17 protein-coding genes are annotated in these 18,794 nt (G+C 57.0%); 14 read left to right on the forward strand and 3 right to left on the reverse strand.

From position 1 onward, the window contains the following. The first annotated feature begins 14 nt into the window (after nt 1–14). The 7 genes from mhbT to mdtQ all read left to right on the forward strand — a co-directional run bounded on the left by mhbT (nt 15) and on the right by mdtQ (nt 7,730). The gene (mhbT, locus tag OGV82_RS12750; RefSeq protein WP_101744024.1) at nt 15–1,373 is read left to right on the forward strand and encodes a 3-hydroxybenzoate transporter MhbT; all 1,359 of its coding nucleotides are present in this window, start codon (nt 15–17) and stop codon (nt 1,371–1,373) included. Nucleotides 1,374–1,384: 11 nt separating this feature from the next. Further along, nucleotides 1,385–2,422 (forward strand): gentisate 1,2-dioxygenase, encoded by a 1,038-nt coding sequence (gene gtdA / locus OGV82_RS12755; RefSeq protein ID WP_047462513.1) that lies wholly within the window; start codon nt 1,385–1,387, stop codon nt 2,420–2,422. Between the two features lie 15 nt (nt 2,423–2,437). Then, nucleotides 2,438–3,139, forward strand: a complete 702-nt coding sequence (locus OGV82_RS12760; protein ID WP_012131630.1) for a fumarylacetoacetate hydrolase family protein — start codon at nt 2,438–2,440, stop codon at nt 3,137–3,139. An 8-nt stretch (nt 3,140–3,147) separates the two neighbouring features. After that, nucleotides 3,148–3,792 carry a maleylacetoacetate isomerase gene (maiA, locus tag OGV82_RS12765; protein WP_024130180.1) on the forward strand — a complete coding sequence of 215 codons (645 nt, stop codon included), beginning with the start codon at nt 3,148–3,150 and terminating at the stop codon, nt 3,790–3,792. Between the two features lie 14 nt (nt 3,793–3,806). Next, entirely contained in the window at nt 3,807–5,000 is a 1,194-nt protein-coding gene (locus OGV82_RS12770; RefSeq protein WP_047462515.1) for a 3-hydroxybenzoate 6-monooxygenase, read from the forward strand. Nucleotides 5,001–5,066: 66 nt separating this feature from the next. Beyond that, nucleotides 5,067–6,005, forward strand: a complete 939-nt coding sequence (gene dusC, locus OGV82_RS12775) for a tRNA dihydrouridine(16) synthase DusC (protein WP_101744023.1) — start codon at nt 5,067–5,069, stop codon at nt 6,003–6,005. Between the two features lie 288 nt (nt 6,006–6,293). Next, nucleotides 6,294–7,730: a multidrug resistance outer membrane protein MdtQ gene (gene mdtQ, locus OGV82_RS12780; RefSeq protein WP_101744022.1), complete on the forward strand. Its 1,437-nt coding sequence runs from the start codon at nt 6,294–6,296 to the stop codon at nt 7,728–7,730. Nucleotides 7,731–7,798: 68 nt separating this feature from the next. On the opposite strand, the gene OGV82_RS12785 is transcribed toward mdtQ, so the two are convergent. After that, nucleotides 7,799–8,368, reverse strand: a complete 570-nt coding sequence (locus tag OGV82_RS12785; protein WP_047462521.1) for a DedA family protein — start codon at nt 8,366–8,368, stop codon at nt 7,799–7,801. Between the two features lie 163 nt (nt 8,369–8,531). Here OGV82_RS12785 and OGV82_RS12790 point away from each other — a divergent pair, with 163 nt between their 5' ends. Both OGV82_RS12790 and pbpG read left to right on the forward strand, forming a co-directional pair. After that, on the forward strand, nt 8,532–9,119 hold the full coding sequence (locus tag OGV82_RS12790) for a Yip1 family protein (RefSeq protein ID WP_012131637.1): 588 nt from the start codon (nt 8,532–8,534) through the stop codon (nt 9,117–9,119). 230 nt (nt 9,120–9,349) lie between these two features. Further along, nucleotides 9,350–10,285 carry a D-alanyl-D-alanine endopeptidase gene (gene pbpG / locus OGV82_RS12795; RefSeq protein ID WP_012131638.1) on the forward strand — a complete coding sequence of 312 codons (936 nt, stop codon included), beginning with the start codon at nt 9,350–9,352 and terminating at the stop codon, nt 10,283–10,285. Nucleotides 10,286–10,409: 124 nt separating this feature from the next. Here pbpG and dld read toward each other — a convergent pair whose 3' ends face one another. Continuing rightward, nucleotides 10,410–12,140: a D-lactate dehydrogenase gene (gene dld, locus OGV82_RS12800; protein WP_047462524.1), complete on the reverse strand. Its 1,731-nt coding sequence runs from the start codon at nt 12,138–12,140 to the stop codon at nt 10,410–10,412. A gap of 251 nt (nt 12,141–12,391) precedes the next feature. Between dld and bglX the strand changes: the two genes are divergently transcribed. The 5 genes from bglX to OGV82_RS12825 all read left to right on the forward strand — a co-directional run bounded on the left by bglX (nt 12,392) and on the right by OGV82_RS12825 (nt 18,645). Beyond that, nucleotides 12,392–14,689 (forward strand): beta-glucosidase BglX, encoded by a 2,298-nt coding sequence (gene bglX / locus OGV82_RS12805; RefSeq protein WP_047462528.1) that lies wholly within the window; start codon nt 12,392–12,394, stop codon nt 14,687–14,689. Between the two features lie 201 nt (nt 14,690–14,890). After that, nucleotides 14,891–15,808: a glycine betaine ABC transporter substrate-binding protein OsmF gene (gene osmF, locus OGV82_RS12810; RefSeq protein WP_012131641.1), complete on the forward strand. Its 918-nt coding sequence runs from the start codon at nt 14,891–14,893 to the stop codon at nt 15,806–15,808. A 24-nt stretch (nt 15,809–15,832) separates the two neighbouring features. Beyond that, entirely contained in the window at nt 15,833–16,990 is a 1,158-nt protein-coding gene (locus tag OGV82_RS12815; RefSeq protein ID WP_047463980.1) for an ABC transporter permease, read from the forward strand. Then, nucleotides 16,983–17,930 (forward strand): ABC transporter ATP-binding protein, encoded by a 948-nt coding sequence (locus OGV82_RS12820; protein WP_047463981.1) that lies wholly within the window; start codon nt 16,983–16,985, stop codon nt 17,928–17,930. The genes OGV82_RS12815 and OGV82_RS12820 overlap by 8 nt, the downstream gene beginning before the upstream one ends. Next, nucleotides 17,914–18,645 carry an ABC transporter permease gene (locus OGV82_RS12825; RefSeq protein WP_047462530.1) on the forward strand — a complete coding sequence of 244 codons (732 nt, stop codon included), beginning with the start codon at nt 17,914–17,916 and terminating at the stop codon, nt 18,643–18,645. The genes OGV82_RS12820 and OGV82_RS12825 overlap by 17 nt, the downstream gene beginning before the upstream one ends. Here the strand turns inward: OGV82_RS12825 and OGV82_RS12830 are convergent. Beyond that, entirely contained in the window at nt 18,626–18,733 is a 108-nt protein-coding gene (locus OGV82_RS12830; protein ID WP_047462533.1) for a protein YohO, read from the reverse strand. The genes OGV82_RS12825 and OGV82_RS12830 overlap by 20 nt on opposite strands. Nucleotides 18,734–18,794 lie beyond the last annotated feature (61 nt).

The following is an 18,794-nucleotide window of genomic DNA, read 5'->3' on the forward strand; positions in this document are numbered from 1 at the left end:
CCGAGGCATTCACTATGACTCAACGACGTGATCTACAAGCACTGATTGACGCCGCCCCCGTCGGCAAAATGCAGTGGCGCGTTATCATCTGCTGCTTTCTGGTGGTAATGCTCGACGGTTTTGATACGGCTGCAATTGGCTTTATTGCGCCGGATATCCGTACGCACTGGCAATTGAGCGCCAGCGATCTGGCACCGCTGTTCGGCGCGGGTCTGCTGGGGCTGACGGCAGGGGCACTATTGTGCGGCCCGCTGTCAGACCGTTTTGGCCGTAAACGGGTGATTGAACTGTGCGTGGCGCTGTTTGGCGCCTTGAGCCTGCTTTCCGCCTTCTCGCCGGATTTGCAAACGCTGGTGGTACTGCGCTTTTTAACCGGGCTAGGGCTGGGCGGCGCGATGCCGAATACCATCACGATGACGTCGGAATATCTTCCCGCCCGCCGTCGCGGCGCGCTGGTAACGCTGATGTTCTGCGGGTTTACCCTCGGTTCGGCGATGGGCGGCATCGTCAGCGCGCAACTGGTGCCGCTGATTGGCTGGCACGGCATTCTGGTGCTCGGCGGCGTATTGCCCTTAATGCTGTTCTTCGCCTTGCTGTTTGTTCTGCCCGAGTCGCCACGCTGGCAGGTGCGTCGTCAGCGCCCGCAGGCGGCGATTGCCAGAACGGTTAGCGCCATCACCGGCGAACGCTACGACAATACGCATTTCTATCTTCATGAAGCCGCCGCCATTTCAAAAGGCAGTATCCACCAGCTTTTTGTTGGGCGTCAGCTTCCCATTACCCTGATGTTATGGGTCGTGTTCTTCATGAGCCTGCTCATTATCTACCTGCTCTCCAGCTGGATGCCGACGCTCCTGAATCACCGGGGAATCGATTTGCAGCATGCCTCCTGGGTCACTGCCGCATTCCAGGTCGGCGGTACGCTCGGTGCGCTGTTACTCGGCGTACTGATGGACAAACACAATCCGTTCCGGGTGCTGGCCGTGAGCTACGCGCTGGGCGCGGTCTGCATCGTGATGATTGGCCTGAGCGAAAACGGACTGTGGCTGATGGCGCTGGCGATTTTTGGTGCGGGCATTGGCATCAGCGGATCGCAGGTGGGGTTGAATGCCTTAACTGCGACGCTGTACCCGACTCAAAGCCGTGCAACCGGCGTGAGCTGGTCCAATGCCGTCGGGCGCTGCGGCGCCATTGTCGGTTCGCTCTCCGGCGGCATGATGATGGCGATGAATTTCTCTTTCGATACGCTGTTTTTCGTCATCGCGATCCCGGCAGCCATTAGCGCGGCGATGCTCGCCATGTTGACGGCGGTTGTCCGCCACTCTGCCTCTGAACCTGACGTGCTGCCCCGGGCAGGCGTCGTGAACGAATAAGGAGAACCTCCATGTCTGAAGTGAATCAGGATGTTAAACACAACCGTCAGCAGTTTTATCAGCACATTTCCGGGCAAAACCTGACGCCGCTCTGGGAGTCGCTGCACCACCTGGTGCCGCAAACGCCGAACGCCAATTGCGCGCCTGCGTACTGGAACTATCAGGAGATCCGCCCGCTGTTGCTGGAAAGCGGCAACCTGATTGGCGCGAAAGAGGCTGTCCGCCGGGTGCTGGTGCTGGAAAACCCGGCGCTGCGCGGACAGTCGTCAATTACCGCGACGCTGTACGCAGGGCTGCAATTGATTTTACCGGGCGAGGTGGCGCCGAGTCATCGCCACAACCAGTCGGCGCTGCGTTTTATTGTGGAAGGGCAAGGCGCGTTCACCGCCGTTGACGGCGAGCGGACGCAGATGCACCCGGGCGACTTTATTCTGACGCCGCAGTGGCGCTGGCACGATCACGGCAACCCTGGCGACGAGCCGGTGGTATGGCTGGACGGTCTGGATCTGCCGCTGGTGAATACGCTGGGCTGCGGGTTTGCGGAAGATTACCCGGAAGAACAGCAGCCGGTGACGCGCAAAGAAGGCGATTACCTGCCGCGCTACGCCGCCAACATGCTGCCGCTACGCCACCAGGTCGGCAATTCCTCGCCGATTTTCAACTACCGCTACGACCGTAGCCGTGAAGCGCTGCATGACCTGACCCGGATGGGGGAACCTGACGAGTGGGATGGCTACAAGATGCGCTACGTCAACCCGGTCACCGGGGGCTATCCGATGCCTTCGATGGGCGCGTTTTTGCAACTGTTGCCGAAAGGGTTTGCGTCGCGCGTGGCGCGCACGACCGACAGCACCATTTATCACGTTGTGGAAGGTTCCGGGCAGGTCATCATTGGCAATGAGACGTTCCACTTCACGGCGAAAGATATCTTTGTGGTGCCGACATGGCACGGGGTGTCGTTCCAGACCACGGAAGATACCGTTTTATTCAGTTTTTCGGACAAACCGGTTCAGGAAGCCCTCGGCTTGTTCCGCGAAGCGCGTGATTAAATTGGGAGAGAAAAGATGAGCAAATATGTATTCGAACCTCAGGCGCCAGTCGCGGTGCCGGTTGTTGGCAGCGATGAGCAATTCCCGGTTCGCCGCGTCTACTGCGTTGGCCGTAACTACGCCGCCCATGCCCGTGAGATGGGGTTCGATCCCGATCGTGAGCCGCCGTTCTTCTTCTGCAAACCGGCCGATGCGGTCGTACCGGTTGCGGCTGGCGAAACGCTGGCGCTGGCCTATCCGTCGCAGACCGATAACTATCACTATGAAATTGAACTGGTGGTGGCGATAGGCAAACAGGGCAGCGATATTCCGCTTGAGCAGGCGCATGAGTATGTCTGGGGCTATGCCACCGGGCTGGATATGACCCGCCGCGACCGTCAGATGGAAATGCGTCAGATGGGGCGCCCGTGGGAAATTGGCAAAGCGTTTGATTTGTCCGCGCCGATTGCGCCGCTGCATAAAGCGACCGATGTGGCAGACGTCAACAACGCGCCGATTTGGTTACAGGTAAACGGGGAAGATCATCAGCGCAGCGATATTCGCCATCTGATCTGGTCCGTCAATGAAACCATCAGCTACCTGTCCGGCTTTTTTGAACTGCAACCGGGCGACCTGATTTTCACCGGCACGCCGGAAGGGGTCGGGGCAGTGGTGAAAGGGGATGTGATTACCGGCAATGTGGAAGGGTTAACGCCGATCGCCGTGAAGATTGTCTGAGGTGCATGATGAAGCTGTACAGTTTTTTTAATAGCTCGGCGTCTTATCGCGTGCGTATCGCGCTGGCATTAAAAGGCATCGATTATGAGACGGTGGGCGTCAACATTCGTATCGGCCAGCAGAATGCGCTGAGCTATCGACGGATGAACCCGATCGGGCTGGTGCCGACGCTGGTGACTGATGACGGTGAATCTCTCGGGCAATCGCTGGCAATCATCGACTGGCTGGATCGCCACTTCCCGCAGACGCCGTTGCTGCCGCTGGTCGATCCGGCGCGCAGCCAGGCGCTGGAAATTGTCTATGCCATTGCCTGTGATATTCACCCGGTGAACAACCTGCGCGTACTGCGCTACCTGACTGACGAGCTGAAGATCGGCGAAGAAGACAAGAAACGCTGGTACGCCCACTGGGTGCAACAAGGGCTTAGCGCGGTGGAACAACTGTTGCGCCAGGGGCAGTCCGGGCAGTTTTGCGTGGGGGATGCGCCCACGCTGGCGGATTGCTGCCTGATTCCACAATGGGCCAATGCGCTGCGAATGGGATGCGACCTGAGCGGTTATCCGCGCTGCAAGGCGGTTTATGACGCCTGTACCCGGCTTCCGGCCTTTATCGCCGCTGCCCCCGAAAATCAACAAGACAAAATTTCAGCCTGATAAGGAGAACGACAATGGCTAAAGTGACAAGCGCAATTATCGTGGGTGGCGGTATTGGCGGCGCAGCGACCGCGCTGTCGCTGGCGCGCCAGGGCATTAAAGTGATGCTGCTGGAAAAGGCTCATGAAATTGGTGAGATTGGGGCGGGGATTCAGCTCGGGCCGAATGCGTTTTCCGCGCTGGACAGCCTCGGCGTTGGTGAAGTGGCTCGCCAGCGCGCGGTCTTTACCGATCATATTACGATGATGGACGCCGTGAATGCCGAAGAGGTCGTGCGCATTGAAACCGGCCAGGCCTTTCGCGACCATTTTGGCGGCCCGTATGCCGTGATTCACCGGGTGGATATTCATGCCACCGTCTGGGAAGCGGCGCTGACCCATCCGGGCGTGGAGTACCGGACTTCGACGAATATTGTCGATATCCGCCAGACGCCGGACGATGTAACGGTGTTTGACGAGCAGGGGAATAGCTGGACGGCAGATATTCTGCTGGGCTGCGATGGCGTGAAATCGGTCGTGCGCCAGAGTCTTCTTGGCGATACTCCACGCGTGACCGGGCATGTGGTGTACCGGGCCGTGGTGGAGTGCGACGACATGCCGGAAGATTTGCGCATCAACGCGCCGGTACTGTGGGCCGGGCCGCACTGCCATCTGGTGCATTATCCGTTGCGCGGCGGGAAACAGTACAATCTGGTGGTGACGTTCCATAGCCGTCAGCAGGAGGAGTGGGGCGTGAAAGACGGAAGCAAAGAAGAGGTGCTCTCTTATTTTGCCGGGATTCACCCGCGTCCGCGTCAAATGCTCGACAAACCCACCTCCTGGCGCCGTTGGGCGACCGCTGACCGGGAACCGGTAGAGAAATGGGGAACCGACCGCATCACGCTGGTGGGCGACGCCGCGCACCCGGTTGCGCAATATATGGCGCAGGGTGCCTGCATGGCGCTGGAAGATGCCGTTACGCTGGGTAAAGCGCTGGAGCGTTGTCATGGTGATGCGCAGCAGGCCTTTGCGTTGTATGAGTTGGTGCGTATTCCCCGCACGGCGCGAATTGTCTGGTCAACCCGCGAGATGGGGCGCGTCTACCATGCCGCAGGCGTGGAGCGACAGGTGCGTAATCTGCTGTGGAAAGGCAAATCCCAGCAGGAGTTTTATCGCGGCATTGAGTGGCTGTATGGCTGGAAGGAAGATAACTGCCTTGAGCCGCGCTGAGAGACTTTAAACCGCACCACAGAGGCGCTACCATAGAGCCTCTTTTTTTGCAGGTAACGAAATGCTATGCGTGTTTTACTGGCGCCGATGGAAGGCGTGCTCGACTCTCTGGTGCGCGAGCTACTGACCGAGGTTAATGATTACGATCTGTGCATCACGGAGTTTTTGCGCGTGGTGGATCAGCTTCTGCCGGTAAAAGTGTTTCATCGCATCTGCCCGGAACTGCACAATGCCAGCCGCACGGCGTCCGGCACAGTCGTGCGTATTCAACTGCTGGGGCAATACCCGCAGTGGCTGGCGGAAAACGCCGCCCGCGCGGTGGAGCTGGGCTCATATGGCGTGGATTTAAACTGCGGCTGTCCGTCGAAAATGGTGAACGGCAGCGGAGGCGGGGCGACGTTGCTCAAAGATCCTGAGCTTGTCTATCAGGGGGCAAAAGCGATGCGCGAAGCCGTGCCTGCGCATTTACCGGTCACGGTGAAGGTGCGTCTGGGCTGGGACAGCGGCGAAAGAAAATTTGAAATTGCCGATGCCGTCCAGCAGGCAGGGGCGACAGAGCTTGTCGTGCATGGGCGCACCAAAGAGCAGGGTTATAAAGCCGAACATATTGACTGGCAGGCGATTGGCGAGATCCGCCAGCGACTCACTATTCCGGTTATCGCCAATGGTGAAATCTGGGACTGGCAGAGCGCGCAAGAGTGTATGGCGGTCAGCGGCTGCGACGCGGTGATGATGGGACGTGGAGCGTTAAACATCCCGAATCTCAGCCGCGTGGTGAAATATAACGAACCGCGTATGCCCTGGCCGGAAGTGGTTTTACTGCTGCAAAAATACACCCGGCTGGAAAAGCAGGGGGATACCGGGCTGTATCATGTCGCGCGTATTAAGCAGTGGCTGGGGTATTTGCGTAAGGAATATACGGAAGCCACCGCGCTATTTCAGGAAATCCGAGCGCTTAATAATTCCCCCGATATTGCTCGCGCCATTCAGTCCATTGATATTTAAATCGCCTTATCTGGCCGCGTGCCTGATGGCGCTTCGCTTATCAGGCCTACAGACTGTGTAGGCCGGATAAGACGGTACGTCGCCATCCGGCAGCGGTCAGCGGTTCGACAGGGAACTACGCAAAGGGTAAATATCATTTCATGAAATACTTTAATCATAATCATTTGTTTCAATTATAATTTTCTAATTATATTTTTCCTTTTCCAAAGATGTATTGCCACGCGTAACTAAAAAACAGGACGCAACACCACGTAATCTCTGCGCACCTTTTCTTACCAGAACGTCTCCATGAACCGCGATTTTCTCCTGGCCACAACGGTGTGCCTGTCTCTTTTTACGCTGCTGGCGGGTTGCGCGCCGATGCACGATACCCGCCAGTCGCTGATGCGACAAACGCCTGCTGCACAGGTTGATTCACCATTACCGACGGCAATAAAAAACGGTTGGCCGGACAGCCAGTGGTGGAAGGCGTACCACGATCTCCAGCTTGATGCCTTAATTAACAACGCATTACAGCATTCTCCTGATATGCAGGTGGCTGAACAGCGTATACAGCTCGCCGAGGCGCAGGCGAAGGCGGTTGAAGCGCAGGATGGCCCCCGGCTGGATTTCTCTGCGGATGTTGAGCGCCAGAAAATGTCTGCGGAAGGGCTGATGGGGCCGTTTGCCATCACCGATCCGGCGGCGGGAACCACCGGGCCGTGGTACACCAACGGGACGTTCGGCTTAACCGCCGGTTGGGATCTGGATCTCTGGGGCAAGAATCGGGCTGAAGTCAGCGCGAGAATCGGCGTAGTGAAAGCGCGTGAAGCGGAACAGGCGCAAACCCGGCAACTGCTGGCAAGCGGCGTCGCGCGTTTATACTGGGAATGGCAGACGCAGGCGGCGCTTAAAGCGGTGCTGACGCAAATCGAACATGAACAGCAAAACGTCATTACGGTTGATCGCCAGCTGTATCAAAACGGTATTACCTCCTCGGTCGAAGGGGTGGAAACCGATATTGATGCCGGTAAAACGCAGCAGCAGCTAAATGATGTGGCCGGTAAAATGAAGATTATTGAGGCGCGTCTGAGTGCGCTGACCAATGCGCAATCGGCCCCGCTGACCCTGCATACGGTTGCTCTGCCAGTGACTGAAAGCCAGTTGCCCGCTCAGTTGAGCTATGAACTTCTGGCTCGCCGACCCGATTTACAGGCGGCGCACTGGTACATTGAGTCCTCTTTAGGCAGCGTTGACGCCGCAAAAGCGGCGTTTTATCCCGATATCAACCTGATGGCGTTTCTGCAACAGGACGCCCTGCACCTGAGCGATCTGTTTCGCCATTCCGCACAGCAGATGGGCGTCACCGCCGGGCTGACGCTGCCGATCTTTGACAGCGGCAGGCTGAACGCCAGTCTTGATATCGCGAAAGCGCAAAGTAATCTCTCTGTCGCGAATTACAACAAAGCGGTGGTGGATGCGGTGAATGATGTGGCGCGCGCCGCCAGTCAGGTTGAAACGATGGCTGAAAAAAATCAGCACCAACGGCAGATTGAGCATGACGCACAGCGGGTGGTTGGTCTGGCACAGGCGCGGTTTAATGCCGGAATTATTGCGGGCTCCCGCGTCAGCCAGGCGAAGATCCCGGCGCTGCGGGAACATTGCAACGGCCTGATTTTGCAAGGGCAATGGCTGGATGCGTCCATCCAGCTCACCAGCGCGCTGGGCGGCGGTTATCATCTTTGAGCGTCGTGCCGGATGGCGCTTTAATGCAGGCCAAATAAGGCGTTCACGCCGCCATCCGGCGTGAAGCGCTAAGGCGCATCAGGCTTATTGCGCCGTTTTAACCACCAGCGAGCGCCAAAAACCAGCCCAACCACCAGCGCCAGCCAAATCACATGCTTTATATGCTGGTCGAAACTGTGCAGCCACGGCGCGATCACCTCGCCGCCAATATAGCCCAGGGTGGTAAACAGCAAAGCCCAGATCATCGCCCCCAGAATATTCAGCGGCAGAAAGATTTTAGGCGGCAGGTGGCTGGCGCCAATCAATAGCGGCCCAATAATGCGAAAGCCGTACATAAATCGGGAACCGATCACAAACAGGTACGGGCGACGCTGAATCATTTTCTGCGCCAGATGAATTTTGGCGCGGTGTTGGGAAAAGCGCCGCAAAATTTTGCCGCCATAGCGACGACCCAACAAATAGAGCACCTGATCGCCAATCATGCCGCCGAGTGCGACAGAGAGCACCACCAGAGGGAATTTAAGCAATCCCTGATGGGCTGCCACGCCGCCTAACAGGGTGATGGTCTCGCCTTCCGCCATACTGCCAATAATCAGCGCGGCATAACCGTAATGCGTGATAAGACTGTTGATATCCATACGTGAAAACGACCTCCCGCTTTTAGCATACACCCTATCAATGTTTATGGCCGGAAAAGGCGCGACGTTAGCGCATCGGTTTTTATGCGCTGTACATAAAATAATCGAAAGCTGAATTATACTTGAAGTGTTGAGATCCAGAGCTGACAAGCAGGGGGGCGGTATGAACCATGTCTGGGGGCTATTTTCCCATCCCGATCGTGAAATGCGCGTGATCAAAAGCGAAAACGAAACGGTGTCGCATCACTATACCCACCATGTGCTGCTGATGGCGGCGATCCCGGTGATTTGCGCCTTTATCGGCACCACGCAAATTGGCTGGAATTTTGGTGATGGCAATGTGCTGCGCTTGTCTCTGTTTACGGGGCTGGCGTTCGCGGTTCTGTTTTACGGCATGATGCTGGCCGGGGTTGCCGTGATGGGGCGGGTCATCTGGTGGATGGCGCGCAACTACCCGCAACGGCCTTCCCTGGGACACTGTATGGTCTTTGCCGGGTATGTCGCAACGCCGCTGTTTTTAAGTGGTCTGGTGGCGCTTTATCCGCTGGTGTGGCTCTGTGCGTTAGTCGGTACTGTCGCACTGTTTTATACCGGTTATCTGCTGTATCTCGGCATCCCGACATTCCTGAATATCAGTAAAGAGGAAGGTCTGAGCTTTTCCAGTTCGACGCTGGCTATCGGCGTGCTGGTACTGGAAGTGCTGCTGGCGATGACGGTGATCCTGTGGGGATATGGATACCGGTTATTCTGAGATATGAAAAGAATTCGGGTCGCAGGAGGGCGATAAATGGACAACAGCAGCGCGCCTGCGGCCCGAAACAGGGAAGAGACGGGTGTAAAAGCCAGCATGCAGCATTTCGTGACGATTCTCTTATGGCGACAACGCTGTCGGGTCGCTATGATGCCGGAGCTAGCTTGAGTAAAATCCTGGCTCAGGCGGTGTACGTTCTACGTGCGTGAATCATTATCAGAAATCTCATCATGCTGAAATTCCGAGTTTCATTATTTAGCCTTGCCCTGATGCTGGCTGTCCCTTTTGCGCCACACGCTGTGGCGAAAACCGCGGCTGCCGCCGTAGCGTCTCAACCGGAAATTGCTTCTGGAAGCGCGATGATTGTTGATCTGAACACCAACAAAGTGATCTATTCGAACCACCCGGATCTTGTGCGTCCGATTGCGTCGATCACCAAATTAATGACGGCGATGGTGGTGCTTGATGCGCGACTGCCGCTGGATGAAAAACTGAAAGTCGATATCAGCCAGACGCCGGAAATGAAAGGCGTTTACTCACGCGTGCGTCTGAACAGTGAAATCAGCCGTAAAAATATGTTGCTGCTGGCGCTGATGTCTTCGGAAAACCGGGCGGCGGCAAGCCTGGCGCATCATTATCCGGGTGGCTATAACGCTTTTATTAAAGCGATGAATGCTAAAGCCAAAGCGTTGGGCATGACCCACACCCGTTTTGTGGAGCCGACGGGACTGTCGATTCATAACGTATCGACCGCCCGTGACCTGACGAAACTGCTGATTGCCAGCAAGCAGTACCCGCTGATTGGTCAGTTAAGCACCACGCGTGAGGATATGGCGACCTTTGCAAACCCGGCATACACCTTGCCGTTTCGCAATACGAATCATCTGGTGTACCGCGATAACTGGAATATTCAGTTGACCAAGACCGGGTTTACCAACGCTGCCGGTCATTGCCTGGTGATGCGCACGATGATCAACAACAAACCGGTGGCGTTAGTGGTGATGGATGCCTTTGGCAAATATACCCATTTTGCCGATGCCAGCCGTTTACGCACCTGGATTGAAACCGGCAAAGCGATGCCCGTTCCGGCCGCCGCGTTGAGTTATAAAAAGCAGAAAGCCGCGCAGATGGCCGCAGCAGGCGAGCAGACCGCGCAAAACGATTGAGTTTGTTGATATGTGCCTGATGGCGCTTCATTTATCCGGCCTACAGTTTGTAGGCCGGATAAGGCGCTTGCGCCGCCATCCGGCACGATATTTAAAACAGCTCCATCGCTGTAAATACGAGAAATCAATGCGTCTCGTCGGACGCCGCTTCTTTCCAGAATTTCAGCTTACTTGTTTTACCAATACCCGGATTCATGCTGTTGGTGGGGTCATTTTCCCGATAAAAACGCGCCAGCGTCTCCGGCGCTTTGTACAAATGACCAACGTTATGCTCTGCCGGATATTGCGCGCCGCGCTGGCGCAGCAGTTCCAGCATTTGCTCTTTCAGCGCATGGGCATCGATGCCTTTCTTCACGATGTAATCCTGATGGAAGACATAGCACATGAAATGACCGTAATAGAGTTTATGCACCAGCTGGCTGTCAATTTCCGGCGGCAGATGCTCATACCATTCGGTGTCGTTACGTCGTAAGGCGATATCCAGTGCGAGAATATCCTCCACCTCATCGGCATGCACCGCCTGATAACGGATTGCCGCGCCTGCCGCGGCAAAACGGTGCAGGAACGCTTTGCTGCCTTCCTCCGGGGTACAGGCAAAGAAATCGCCCTCGGCGGTTTTGAAAAACTCGGTCAGCCAGCTTTGCGCTTCCGCCACTCCGTCTCCCGCCATTTTTAACAGCAGATGATGCTCATATTTGTCGCGCCAGCTTTTCATGCGCGGCGGCAGATGGTTAGGGAATAAATGGCCGAACTTCTGCATCGCGCGGTCGGTGAAATGCGGGCGGAAGATTTTTACCTTTTCCAGCATCGCGTCGGTACGGCCTTTGAGCGTAAAGAAGAACGGCATTTTGTCGGTGCCGAGCTTGTCGATCATCAGGAACGTATCTTTGCCATATTTCTCCGCGATGTCGTAAATATCGCGGTGCATATATTCACCGGCAACCGGCAGGTTGTCGAATTTCGCCAGGATATGACGACGAATCTCGGTTAGCACGTCGGGCTGATTGGTGCCGATGTAAAAGACCTGCTGGTTTTTTTCCGCCTCGAAAGTGTCCAGCCGCACGGCGAACACCGCCAGCTTACCCGCGCAGCCGGAGGATTCGAACAGGCGATCCGGGTCAGCGTTATAGCGGGCAGGGGTATCGGCCTCAATGTCCCTGACGCGAGTCACGTAATCGTAATCGTGGGCGTGGCGGCCATCGTGGCGCACATCTTCATCTTTGATACGTTCATCATCGAGTGTGCTGAGGATCTGTTCCGGGGTCTGGCCCAGTTCGATGCCCAGGTGGTTCACCAGCTGTAATTTGCCCTGTTCATCAATGCGCGCGAACAGCGACATTTCGGTATACGCCGGGCCACGTTGTACCAGCGACCCGCCGGAGTTATTGCAGATGCCGCCAATAACTGACGCGCCGATACAGGAGGAACCGATAACCGAGTGCGGTTCGCGACCAAAAGGTTTAAGCGCTTTTTCCAGTGAGTACAGCGTGGTGCCTGGGTATGCCAGCACCTGTTCGCCTTTACTGAGGACGTGCAGCTTGTCGAGGCGTAGCGTGCTGATGATGACAATTTCGCGATCGTAATCGTTGCCGTTCGGCGTGGAACCTTCAGTCAGGCCGGTATTGGCGGCCTGCATCAGAATGATTTTATCGGCGTTTACGCAGGCGTTCAGTACGCGCCACAATTCCAGCAGCGAGCCGGGGAAGACCACGGCCAGCGCTTCGCCCTGACCGGAACGGAACCCCTTGCGGTAGCGGGCGGTTTTTGCAGGATCGGTGAGCAGGTGCGAATGACCCACCAGACGGGTGAGCTCATTAAGAAAGGCTTTATTATCTGTCGTTGTAATGGAAGACATTCTCCACTCCTTGTGGTGGGACAAACTATCGGAACTAAGCATAGCGCTTTGTATGACAATACGCTTTCTCATGCAACTTGTCTCGGTGCAGGCTTAGCGTATTCCTGATCCTCCTCCCTGCGCAGGGGACGTTAAAAAAATCAGAGAATAACCTTAGCTTTCTTCTCCTCTCCCGATTAGGCTTATGGCAAACTGCGGTTTTTGTTATATTTTTGCTGCCACGTCGGGCTAAAGAAAAAGAGAGAATCAAGATGAAATGGCTATGTTCTGTAGGTGTTGCGGTAAGCCTTGCGTTGCAGCCAGCGCTGGCGGAAGCGTTGTCTGGCAACCATCCGCTGACGCCTGAAGCTCGGGATGCGTTTGTCACTGAATTGCTCACGAAAATGACCGTTGATGAGAAAATCGGTCAGCTGCGTTTGATAAGCGTTGGGCCCGACAACCCGAAAGAAGCCATCCGGGAGATGATCAAAAACGGGCAGGTCGGGGCGATTTTTAACACCGTCACCCGCCAGGATATCCGAAAAATGCAGGATCAGGTGATGGAACTGAGCCGCCTGAAAATCCCTCTCTTTTTCGCCTATGACGTGCTGCACGGGCAGCGTACCGTTTTCCCTATCAGCCTTGGCCTGGCCTCCTCGTTTAATCTGGAGGCGGTAAAAACCGTGGGCCGCGTCTCGGCGTATGAGGCGGCTGACGATGGCCTGAACATGACCTGGGCGCCGATGGTGGATGTGTCCCGCGATCCGCGCTGGGGACGCGCGTCGGAAGGCTTTGGTGAAGATACGTATCTGACGGCGATCATGGGCAAAACGATGGTCGAGGCGATGCAGGGCAAAAGCCCGGCGGATCGCTATTCGGTGATGACCAGCGTGAAACATTTCGCCGCCTATGGCGCGGTTGAGGGCGGGAAGGAATACAACACCGTCGATATGAGCCCGCAGCGCCTGTTCAACGACTATATGCCGCCGTATAAAGCCGGGCTGGACGCGGGCAGCGGCGCGGTGATGGTGGCGCTCAACTCACTGAACGGCACGCCTGCGACGTCAGATTCATGGCTGTTGAAAGAGGTGCTGCGCGACGAGTGGGGCTTTAAAGGCATCACCGTTTCCGATCACGGCGCGATCAAAGAGCTGATTAAACACGGCACGGCATCCGACCCGGAAGACGCGGTGCGCGTGGCGCTCAAGTCCGGCATCAACATGAGTATGAGCGATGAGTATTACAGCAAATACCTGCCGGGGCTGGTCAAATCAGGCAAAGTAACGATGGCGGAACTGGACGATGCCGCGCGCCATGTGCTGAACGTGAAATATGACATGGGGTTGTTTAACGATCCGTACAGCCACCTGGGCGCAAAAGAGTCCGATCCGCAGGACACGAATGCCGAGAGCCGCCTGCATCGCAAAGACGCGCGCGACGTTGCGCGCGAAAGTCTGGTGCTGCTGAAGAACCGTCTGGAAACGCTGCCGTTGAATAAATCCGGCACCATTGCGGTGGTGGGGCCGCTGGCCGACAGTCAGCGTGATGTGATGGGAAGCTGGTCTGCCGCTGGCGTCGCCAGCCAGTCCGTTACGGTGCTGACGGGGATTAAAAACGCGCTGGGCGACAAAGGCAAAGTGATATACGCCAAAGGGGCGAATGTCACTAATGACAAAGGCATTGTTGATTTCCTCAACCAGTATGAGGAGGCGGTGAAAGTAGACCCTCGTTCGCCAGAAGCGATGATTGACGAGGCCGTTAATGCCGCGAAACAGTCCGATGTGGTTGTGGCCGTTGTCGGGGAAGCGCAGGGTATGGCGCATGAGGCTTCCAGCCGTACCGACATTCAGATCCCGCAAAGCCAGCGCGATCTGATCGCGGCGTTGAAGGCGACGGGTAAACCGTTGGTGCTGGTGCTGATGAACGGTCGTCCGCTGGCGCTGGTGAAAGAAGATCAGCAGGCTGACGCCATTCTGGAAACCTGGTTTGCCGGTACGGAAGGCGGTAACGCCATTGCTGACGTTCTGTTCGGCGACTATAACCCGTCGGGTAAACTGCCGATGTCCTTCCCGCGCTCTGTCGGGCAGATCCCGGTTTACTACAGCCATCTCAACACCGGTCGTCCGTATAACGCCGACAAGCCGAACAAGTACACCTCCCGCTACTTTGACGAGGCGAATGGCCCACTGTATCCGTTTGGTTATGGTCTGAGCTACACCACGTTTACCGTTTCCGATGTGACGCTCTCTGCGCCCACCATGAAGCGCGATGGCGCGGTAACGGCCAGCGTGCGGGTGACGAATACCGGCAAGCGCGAGGGGGCGACGGTAATCCAGATGTATTTGCAGGATGTCACGGCATCGATGAGTCGTCCGGTAAAACAGCTGAAAGGCTTTGAGAAGGTAACGCTGAAGCCGGGAGAAACGCAGACCGTTAGCTTCCCGATTGATATTGAGGCGCTGAAATTCTGGAACCAGCGTATGAAGTATGACGCGGAGCCCGGCAAGTTTAACGTCTTTATTGGCGTCGATTCCGCCCGTGTGAAGCAAGGCGAGTTTGAACTGCTGTAGCCACGCGCCATGCCTGTCAGTTCCGTAGGCCGGATAAGACGCGTTAGCGTCGCTATCCGGCACCGGTGCGCCTGATTGCCGGATGGCGCTTGCGCTTATCCGGCCTGCGAATTGCTCCTGCCTTTTGTCGCTCTGCTATTTTTCAACTATGCTTTTTCCTCAAGTCTCTGAAAAGGGATGTAAAAGAATGAGGAAAGCAGCATGACAATTTCAAAAACAGGGGCGGGGGCGCTGCTGCTGTTAGCGGCGGTCAGTCTGCCGTTGCAGGCCGCATCACCCGTAACGGTCGGATCAAAAATCGATACGGAAGGCGCCTTGCTTGGCAACCTGATTTTACAGGTGCTGGAAAGCCACGGCGTTAAAACGGTGAATAAAGTGCAACTGGGTACAACCCCGGTAGTACGCGGCGCGATTACCTCCGGCGAGCTGGATATTTACCCGGAATATACCGGAAACGGCGCATTCTTCTTTAAAGACGAAAACGATCCGGCATGGAAAAACGCACAGGCGGGGTTTGAAAAAGTCAAAAAACTGGATGCTGAGCAGAACAAGCTGGTCTGGTTAACGCCAGCGCCTGCAAACAATACCTGGACGATTGCGGTGCGCCAGGATGTTGCGGAAAAGAATAAACTGGTTTCGCTTGCGGATCTCGGACGCTATCTGAAAGAGGGCGGAACGTTCAAGCTGGCCGCCTCCGCCGAGTTTATTGAACGCGCCGATGCGCTGCCTGCCTTTGAAAAAGCCTACGATTTTAAATTGAATCAGAACCAGTTGCTGTCGCTGGCTGGCGGCGATACGGCGGTGACCATTAAAGCGGCCGCCCAGCAAACGTCCGGCGTAAACGCGGCAATGGCCTATGGCACCGACGGCCCGGTTGCGGCGCTGGGGCTGCAAACACTGAGCGATCCGCAAGGCGTTCAGCCTATCTATGCGCCTGCTCCGGTGGTTCGTGAGTCGGTGCTAAAAGAATATCCGCAGATGGCGGAATGGTTGCAGCCGGTCTTTGCCAGCCTGGATGAAAAAACGCTGCAACAGTTGAATGCCAGTATCGCCGTTGAAGGGCTGGATGCGAAAAAAGTCGCGGCAGATTACCTGAAGCAAAAAGGCTGGGTGAAGTAACATATTTTGTATCAGGTCAGTAAGGTGTCAAAAGTCAGTCTTAACCGTGTGTTGCTGCTGTTGGTGATCCTGACGGGGGTTGCCGCCGCGCTGCCTTTCGTTAACTACGCCCCCAATCGCCTGGTGTCAGGGGAGGGGCGTCAGATCTGGGATATCTGGCCGGGTTCGGTTTCTCTGCTGGCGGGCGCCGGGTGTGCATTGCTGGTGTTGTGCTTTGTCCCTGGAAAAAAGGGCAGCGTGCTGACGCTTGTGCTGGCGCAGGCGCTGGTGATCGCCATGCTCTGGAGCGTGGGGAAAGCGGCAGCGCATCTGGCGCAGGCCGGCAGCCCGCTGGCGCGCACCAGCCTGGGGAGCGGCCTGTGGCTGGGTCTTGGGCTTACCCTGCTGGCCTGTAGCGATGCCATTCGCCGTATCACCACCCAACCGCTCTGGCGCTGGCTTCTGCATGCGCAAATTGCGCTCTTACCGCTGGCGCTGCTGCTCACCGGCGCATTCAACGATCTCTCTTTACTCAAAGAGTACGCGAACCGGCAGGATATTTTTGATAATGCGCTGGTTCAGCACCTGACGCTGCTGGCGGGAACCGTGTTGCCCGCGTTGCTGATTGGCGTACCGCTGGGCATCTGGTGCTCGTTTGCAACGGCGCGGCAGGGGCCGGTCTTTGCCGTTCTGAATGTTATCCAGACCATCCCTTCCGTTGCGCTGTTTGGCCTGCTGATTGCCCCGCTTGCCGGGCTGGTGAAGGCGTGGCCCTGGCTGGGAACGCTTGGCGTGGCGGGAACCGGGTTAACGCCCGCCCTGATTGCGCTGGTGCTCTATGCGTTACTGCCGCTGGTGCGCGGCGTGGTTGCCGGGCTTAACCAGGTGCCGCGAGACGTGCTGGAAAGCGCGCGGGCGATGGGGATGAGCGCTTCTCAACGCTTTATCCATGTACAACTGCCGCTGGCGTTGCCGGTTTTTTTACGCAGCCTGCGCGTGGTCATGGTGCAAACGGTGGGGATGGCGGTCATCGCCGCCCTGATTGGGGCGGGAGGGTTTGGCGCCCTGGTCTTTCAGGGACTGCTCAGCAGCGCCGTTGATCTGGTTCTGCTGGGGGTGATCCCGGTCATTGCGCTGGCCGTGCTGATCGACGCGCTGTTTGATTTATGGATCGCACTCCTGAAGGTAACGAATGATGATTGAATTTAGCCATGTCAGCAAAACCTTCGGTGCGCAGAAGGCCGTCAACGACCTCAATCTGCATTTTCGCGAAGGCAGCTTTTCAGTGCTGATTGGCACATCGGGGTCGGGAAAATCCACCACGCTGAAGATGATTAACCGCCTGGTGGAGCATGACAGCGGGGTGATCCGTTTTGCCGGGGAAGAGATCCGCAGCTTGCCGGTGCTGGAACTGCGTCGTCGCATGGGGTACGCCATCCAGTCGATCGGCCTTTTCCCGCACTGGACGGTGGCGCAAAACATTGCCACCGTACCGCAACTGCAAAAGTGGTCGCGCTCGCGTATTGATGACCGCACGGAAGAACTGATGGCGCTGCTGGGGCTGGACGTGAATTTGCGTCACCGTTATCCGCACCAGCTCTCTGGCGGGCAACAGCAGCGCGTTGGGGTGGCTCGCGCGCTGGCTGCCGATCCGCAGGTATTGCTGATGGATGAGCCGTTTGGCGCGCTGGACCCGGTGACGCGCGGGGCGCTTCAGCAGGAGATGACCCGTATTCACCGGCTGCTTGGCCGCACCATCGTGCTGGTGACGCACGATATCGACGAGGCGCTGCGTCTGGCGGAGCATCTGGTGCTGATGGATGGCGGCGGAGTGGTACAGCAGGGCACGCCGCTGGAAATGCTGACCGCGCCGGCGAATGATTTTGTGCAGGCGTTTTTTGGGCGCAGCGAACTGGGCGTGCGGCTGCTGTCGCTGCGCAGCGTGGGGGATTATGTGCGTCGTCATGAGCAAGTGGGTGGTGACGCGCTGGCGGAAGAGATGACGCTGCGCGATGCGCTGTCTGTCTTTGTGGCGCGAGGGTGCGACGTATTGCCGGTGGTGGATCAGCAGGGTATTCCCTGCGGGACGCTCCATTTTCGCGATCTGCTTTCGGAGGCGCTGCCCGGTGAAACGACTGTCTGATCCGCTGCTCTGGCTTATTGTCGCTTTTCTGGCGCTGCTTGCGGGGCTGCCGTACAGCCAGGCGGTGTTTGGCGCGCTGTTTCCACAGTTACCACGACCGGTTTACCAGCAAGAAAGCTTTATGGCGCTGGCGCTGGCCCATTTCTGGCTGGTGGGCGTATCAAGCCTGATTGCTGTGGCGGTTGGCGTCGGGGCGGGGATTCTGGTCACTCGCTCATGGGGGGCAGAGTTTCGCCCGCTGGTGGAAACCATCGCCGCCGTCGGGCAGACCTTTCCGCCGGTCGCGGTGCTGGCGATAGCCGTTCCGGTGATGGGGTTTGGTCAGGAGCCAGCCATTATCGCGCTGATCCTCTACGGGGTTTTGCCGATATTGCAGGCCACGCTCGCCGGGTTGGGGGCGATTCCCGCCAGCGTCATGAGCGTGGCGCGCGGGATGGGAATGAGCCGGGGACAGCAGCTGTGGAAAGTCGAACTGCCGCTGGCCGCGCCGGTGATTCTGGCGGGGATTCGCACCTCGGTGATCATCAATATTGGGACTGCGACGATCGCCTCGACGGTGGGCGCCAGCACGCTCGGCACGCCGATTATCATCGGGCTGAGCGGCTTTAACACCGCCTATGTGATTCAGGGGGCTTTACTGGTCGCGCTGGCGGCGATCATTGTCGATCGCCTGTTCGAGCGTCTGGTGCTGCGCCTTAACCGGCACGTAAAATAAACGTATAGCCAGCGAGCATCACGCCGCCGATACCGCCGATAGCCATCAGCAGGAAGAGGGTAATCACACCGATTTTAGCTGCGCGCATTGTGCACTCCTTATGTTAACAAAAGGATTGTACCGTAAAGCACGTTTGTTAATGAATCATT

The organism is Citrobacter sp. CK191 (genome assembly GCF_030333435.1).
GTDB classification, from domain to species: domain Bacteria; phylum Pseudomonadota; class Gammaproteobacteria; order Enterobacterales; family Enterobacteriaceae; genus Citrobacter_B; species Citrobacter_B koseri.

What these genes read in the sequence shown, in the direction of transcription:
- OGV82_RS12820 (WP_047463981.1), top strand. Translation starts at nt 16,983, where the DNA reads ATGATTGAATTTAGCCATGTCAGCAAAACCTTCGGTGCGCAGAAGGCC.
- OGV82_RS12770 (WP_047462515.1), top strand. Translation starts at nt 3,807, where the DNA reads ATGGCTAAAGTGACAAGCGCAATTATCGTGGGTGGCGGTATTGGCGGC.
- gtdA (WP_047462513.1), top strand. Translation starts at nt 1,385, where the DNA reads ATGTCTGAAGTGAATCAGGATGTTAAACACAACCGTCAGCAGTTTTAT.
- dld (WP_047462524.1), bottom strand. Translation starts at nt 12,140, where the DNA reads ATGTCTTCCATTACAACGACAGATAATAAAGCCTTTCTTAATGAGCTC.
- mhbT (WP_101744024.1), top strand. Translation starts at nt 15, where the DNA reads ATGACTCAACGACGTGATCTACAAGCACTGATTGACGCCGCCCCCGTC.
- osmF (WP_012131641.1), top strand. Translation starts at nt 14,891, where the DNA reads ATGACAATTTCAAAAACAGGGGCGGGGGCGCTGCTGCTGTTAGCGGCG.
- OGV82_RS12830 (WP_047462533.1), bottom strand. Translation starts at nt 18,733, where the DNA reads ATGCGCGCAGCTAAAATCGGTGTGATTACCCTCTTCCTGCTGATGGCT.
- OGV82_RS12790 (WP_012131637.1), top strand. Translation starts at nt 8,532, where the DNA reads ATGAACCATGTCTGGGGGCTATTTTCCCATCCCGATCGTGAAATGCGC.
- mdtQ (WP_101744022.1), top strand. Translation starts at nt 6,294, where the DNA reads ATGAACCGCGATTTTCTCCTGGCCACAACGGTGTGCCTGTCTCTTTTT.
- OGV82_RS12760 (WP_012131630.1), top strand. Translation starts at nt 2,438, where the DNA reads ATGAGCAAATATGTATTCGAACCTCAGGCGCCAGTCGCGGTGCCGGTT.
- bglX (WP_047462528.1), top strand. Translation starts at nt 12,392, where the DNA reads ATGAAATGGCTATGTTCTGTAGGTGTTGCGGTAAGCCTTGCGTTGCAG.
- OGV82_RS12785 (WP_047462521.1), bottom strand. Translation starts at nt 8,368, where the DNA reads ATGGATATCAACAGTCTTATCACGCATTACGGTTATGCCGCGCTGATT.
- pbpG (WP_012131638.1), top strand. Translation starts at nt 9,350, where the DNA reads ATGCTGAAATTCCGAGTTTCATTATTTAGCCTTGCCCTGATGCTGGCT.
- maiA (WP_024130180.1), top strand. Translation starts at nt 3,148, where the DNA reads ATGAAGCTGTACAGTTTTTTTAATAGCTCGGCGTCTTATCGCGTGCGT.
- dusC (WP_101744023.1), top strand. Translation starts at nt 5,067, where the DNA reads ATGCGTGTTTTACTGGCGCCGATGGAAGGCGTGCTCGACTCTCTGGTG.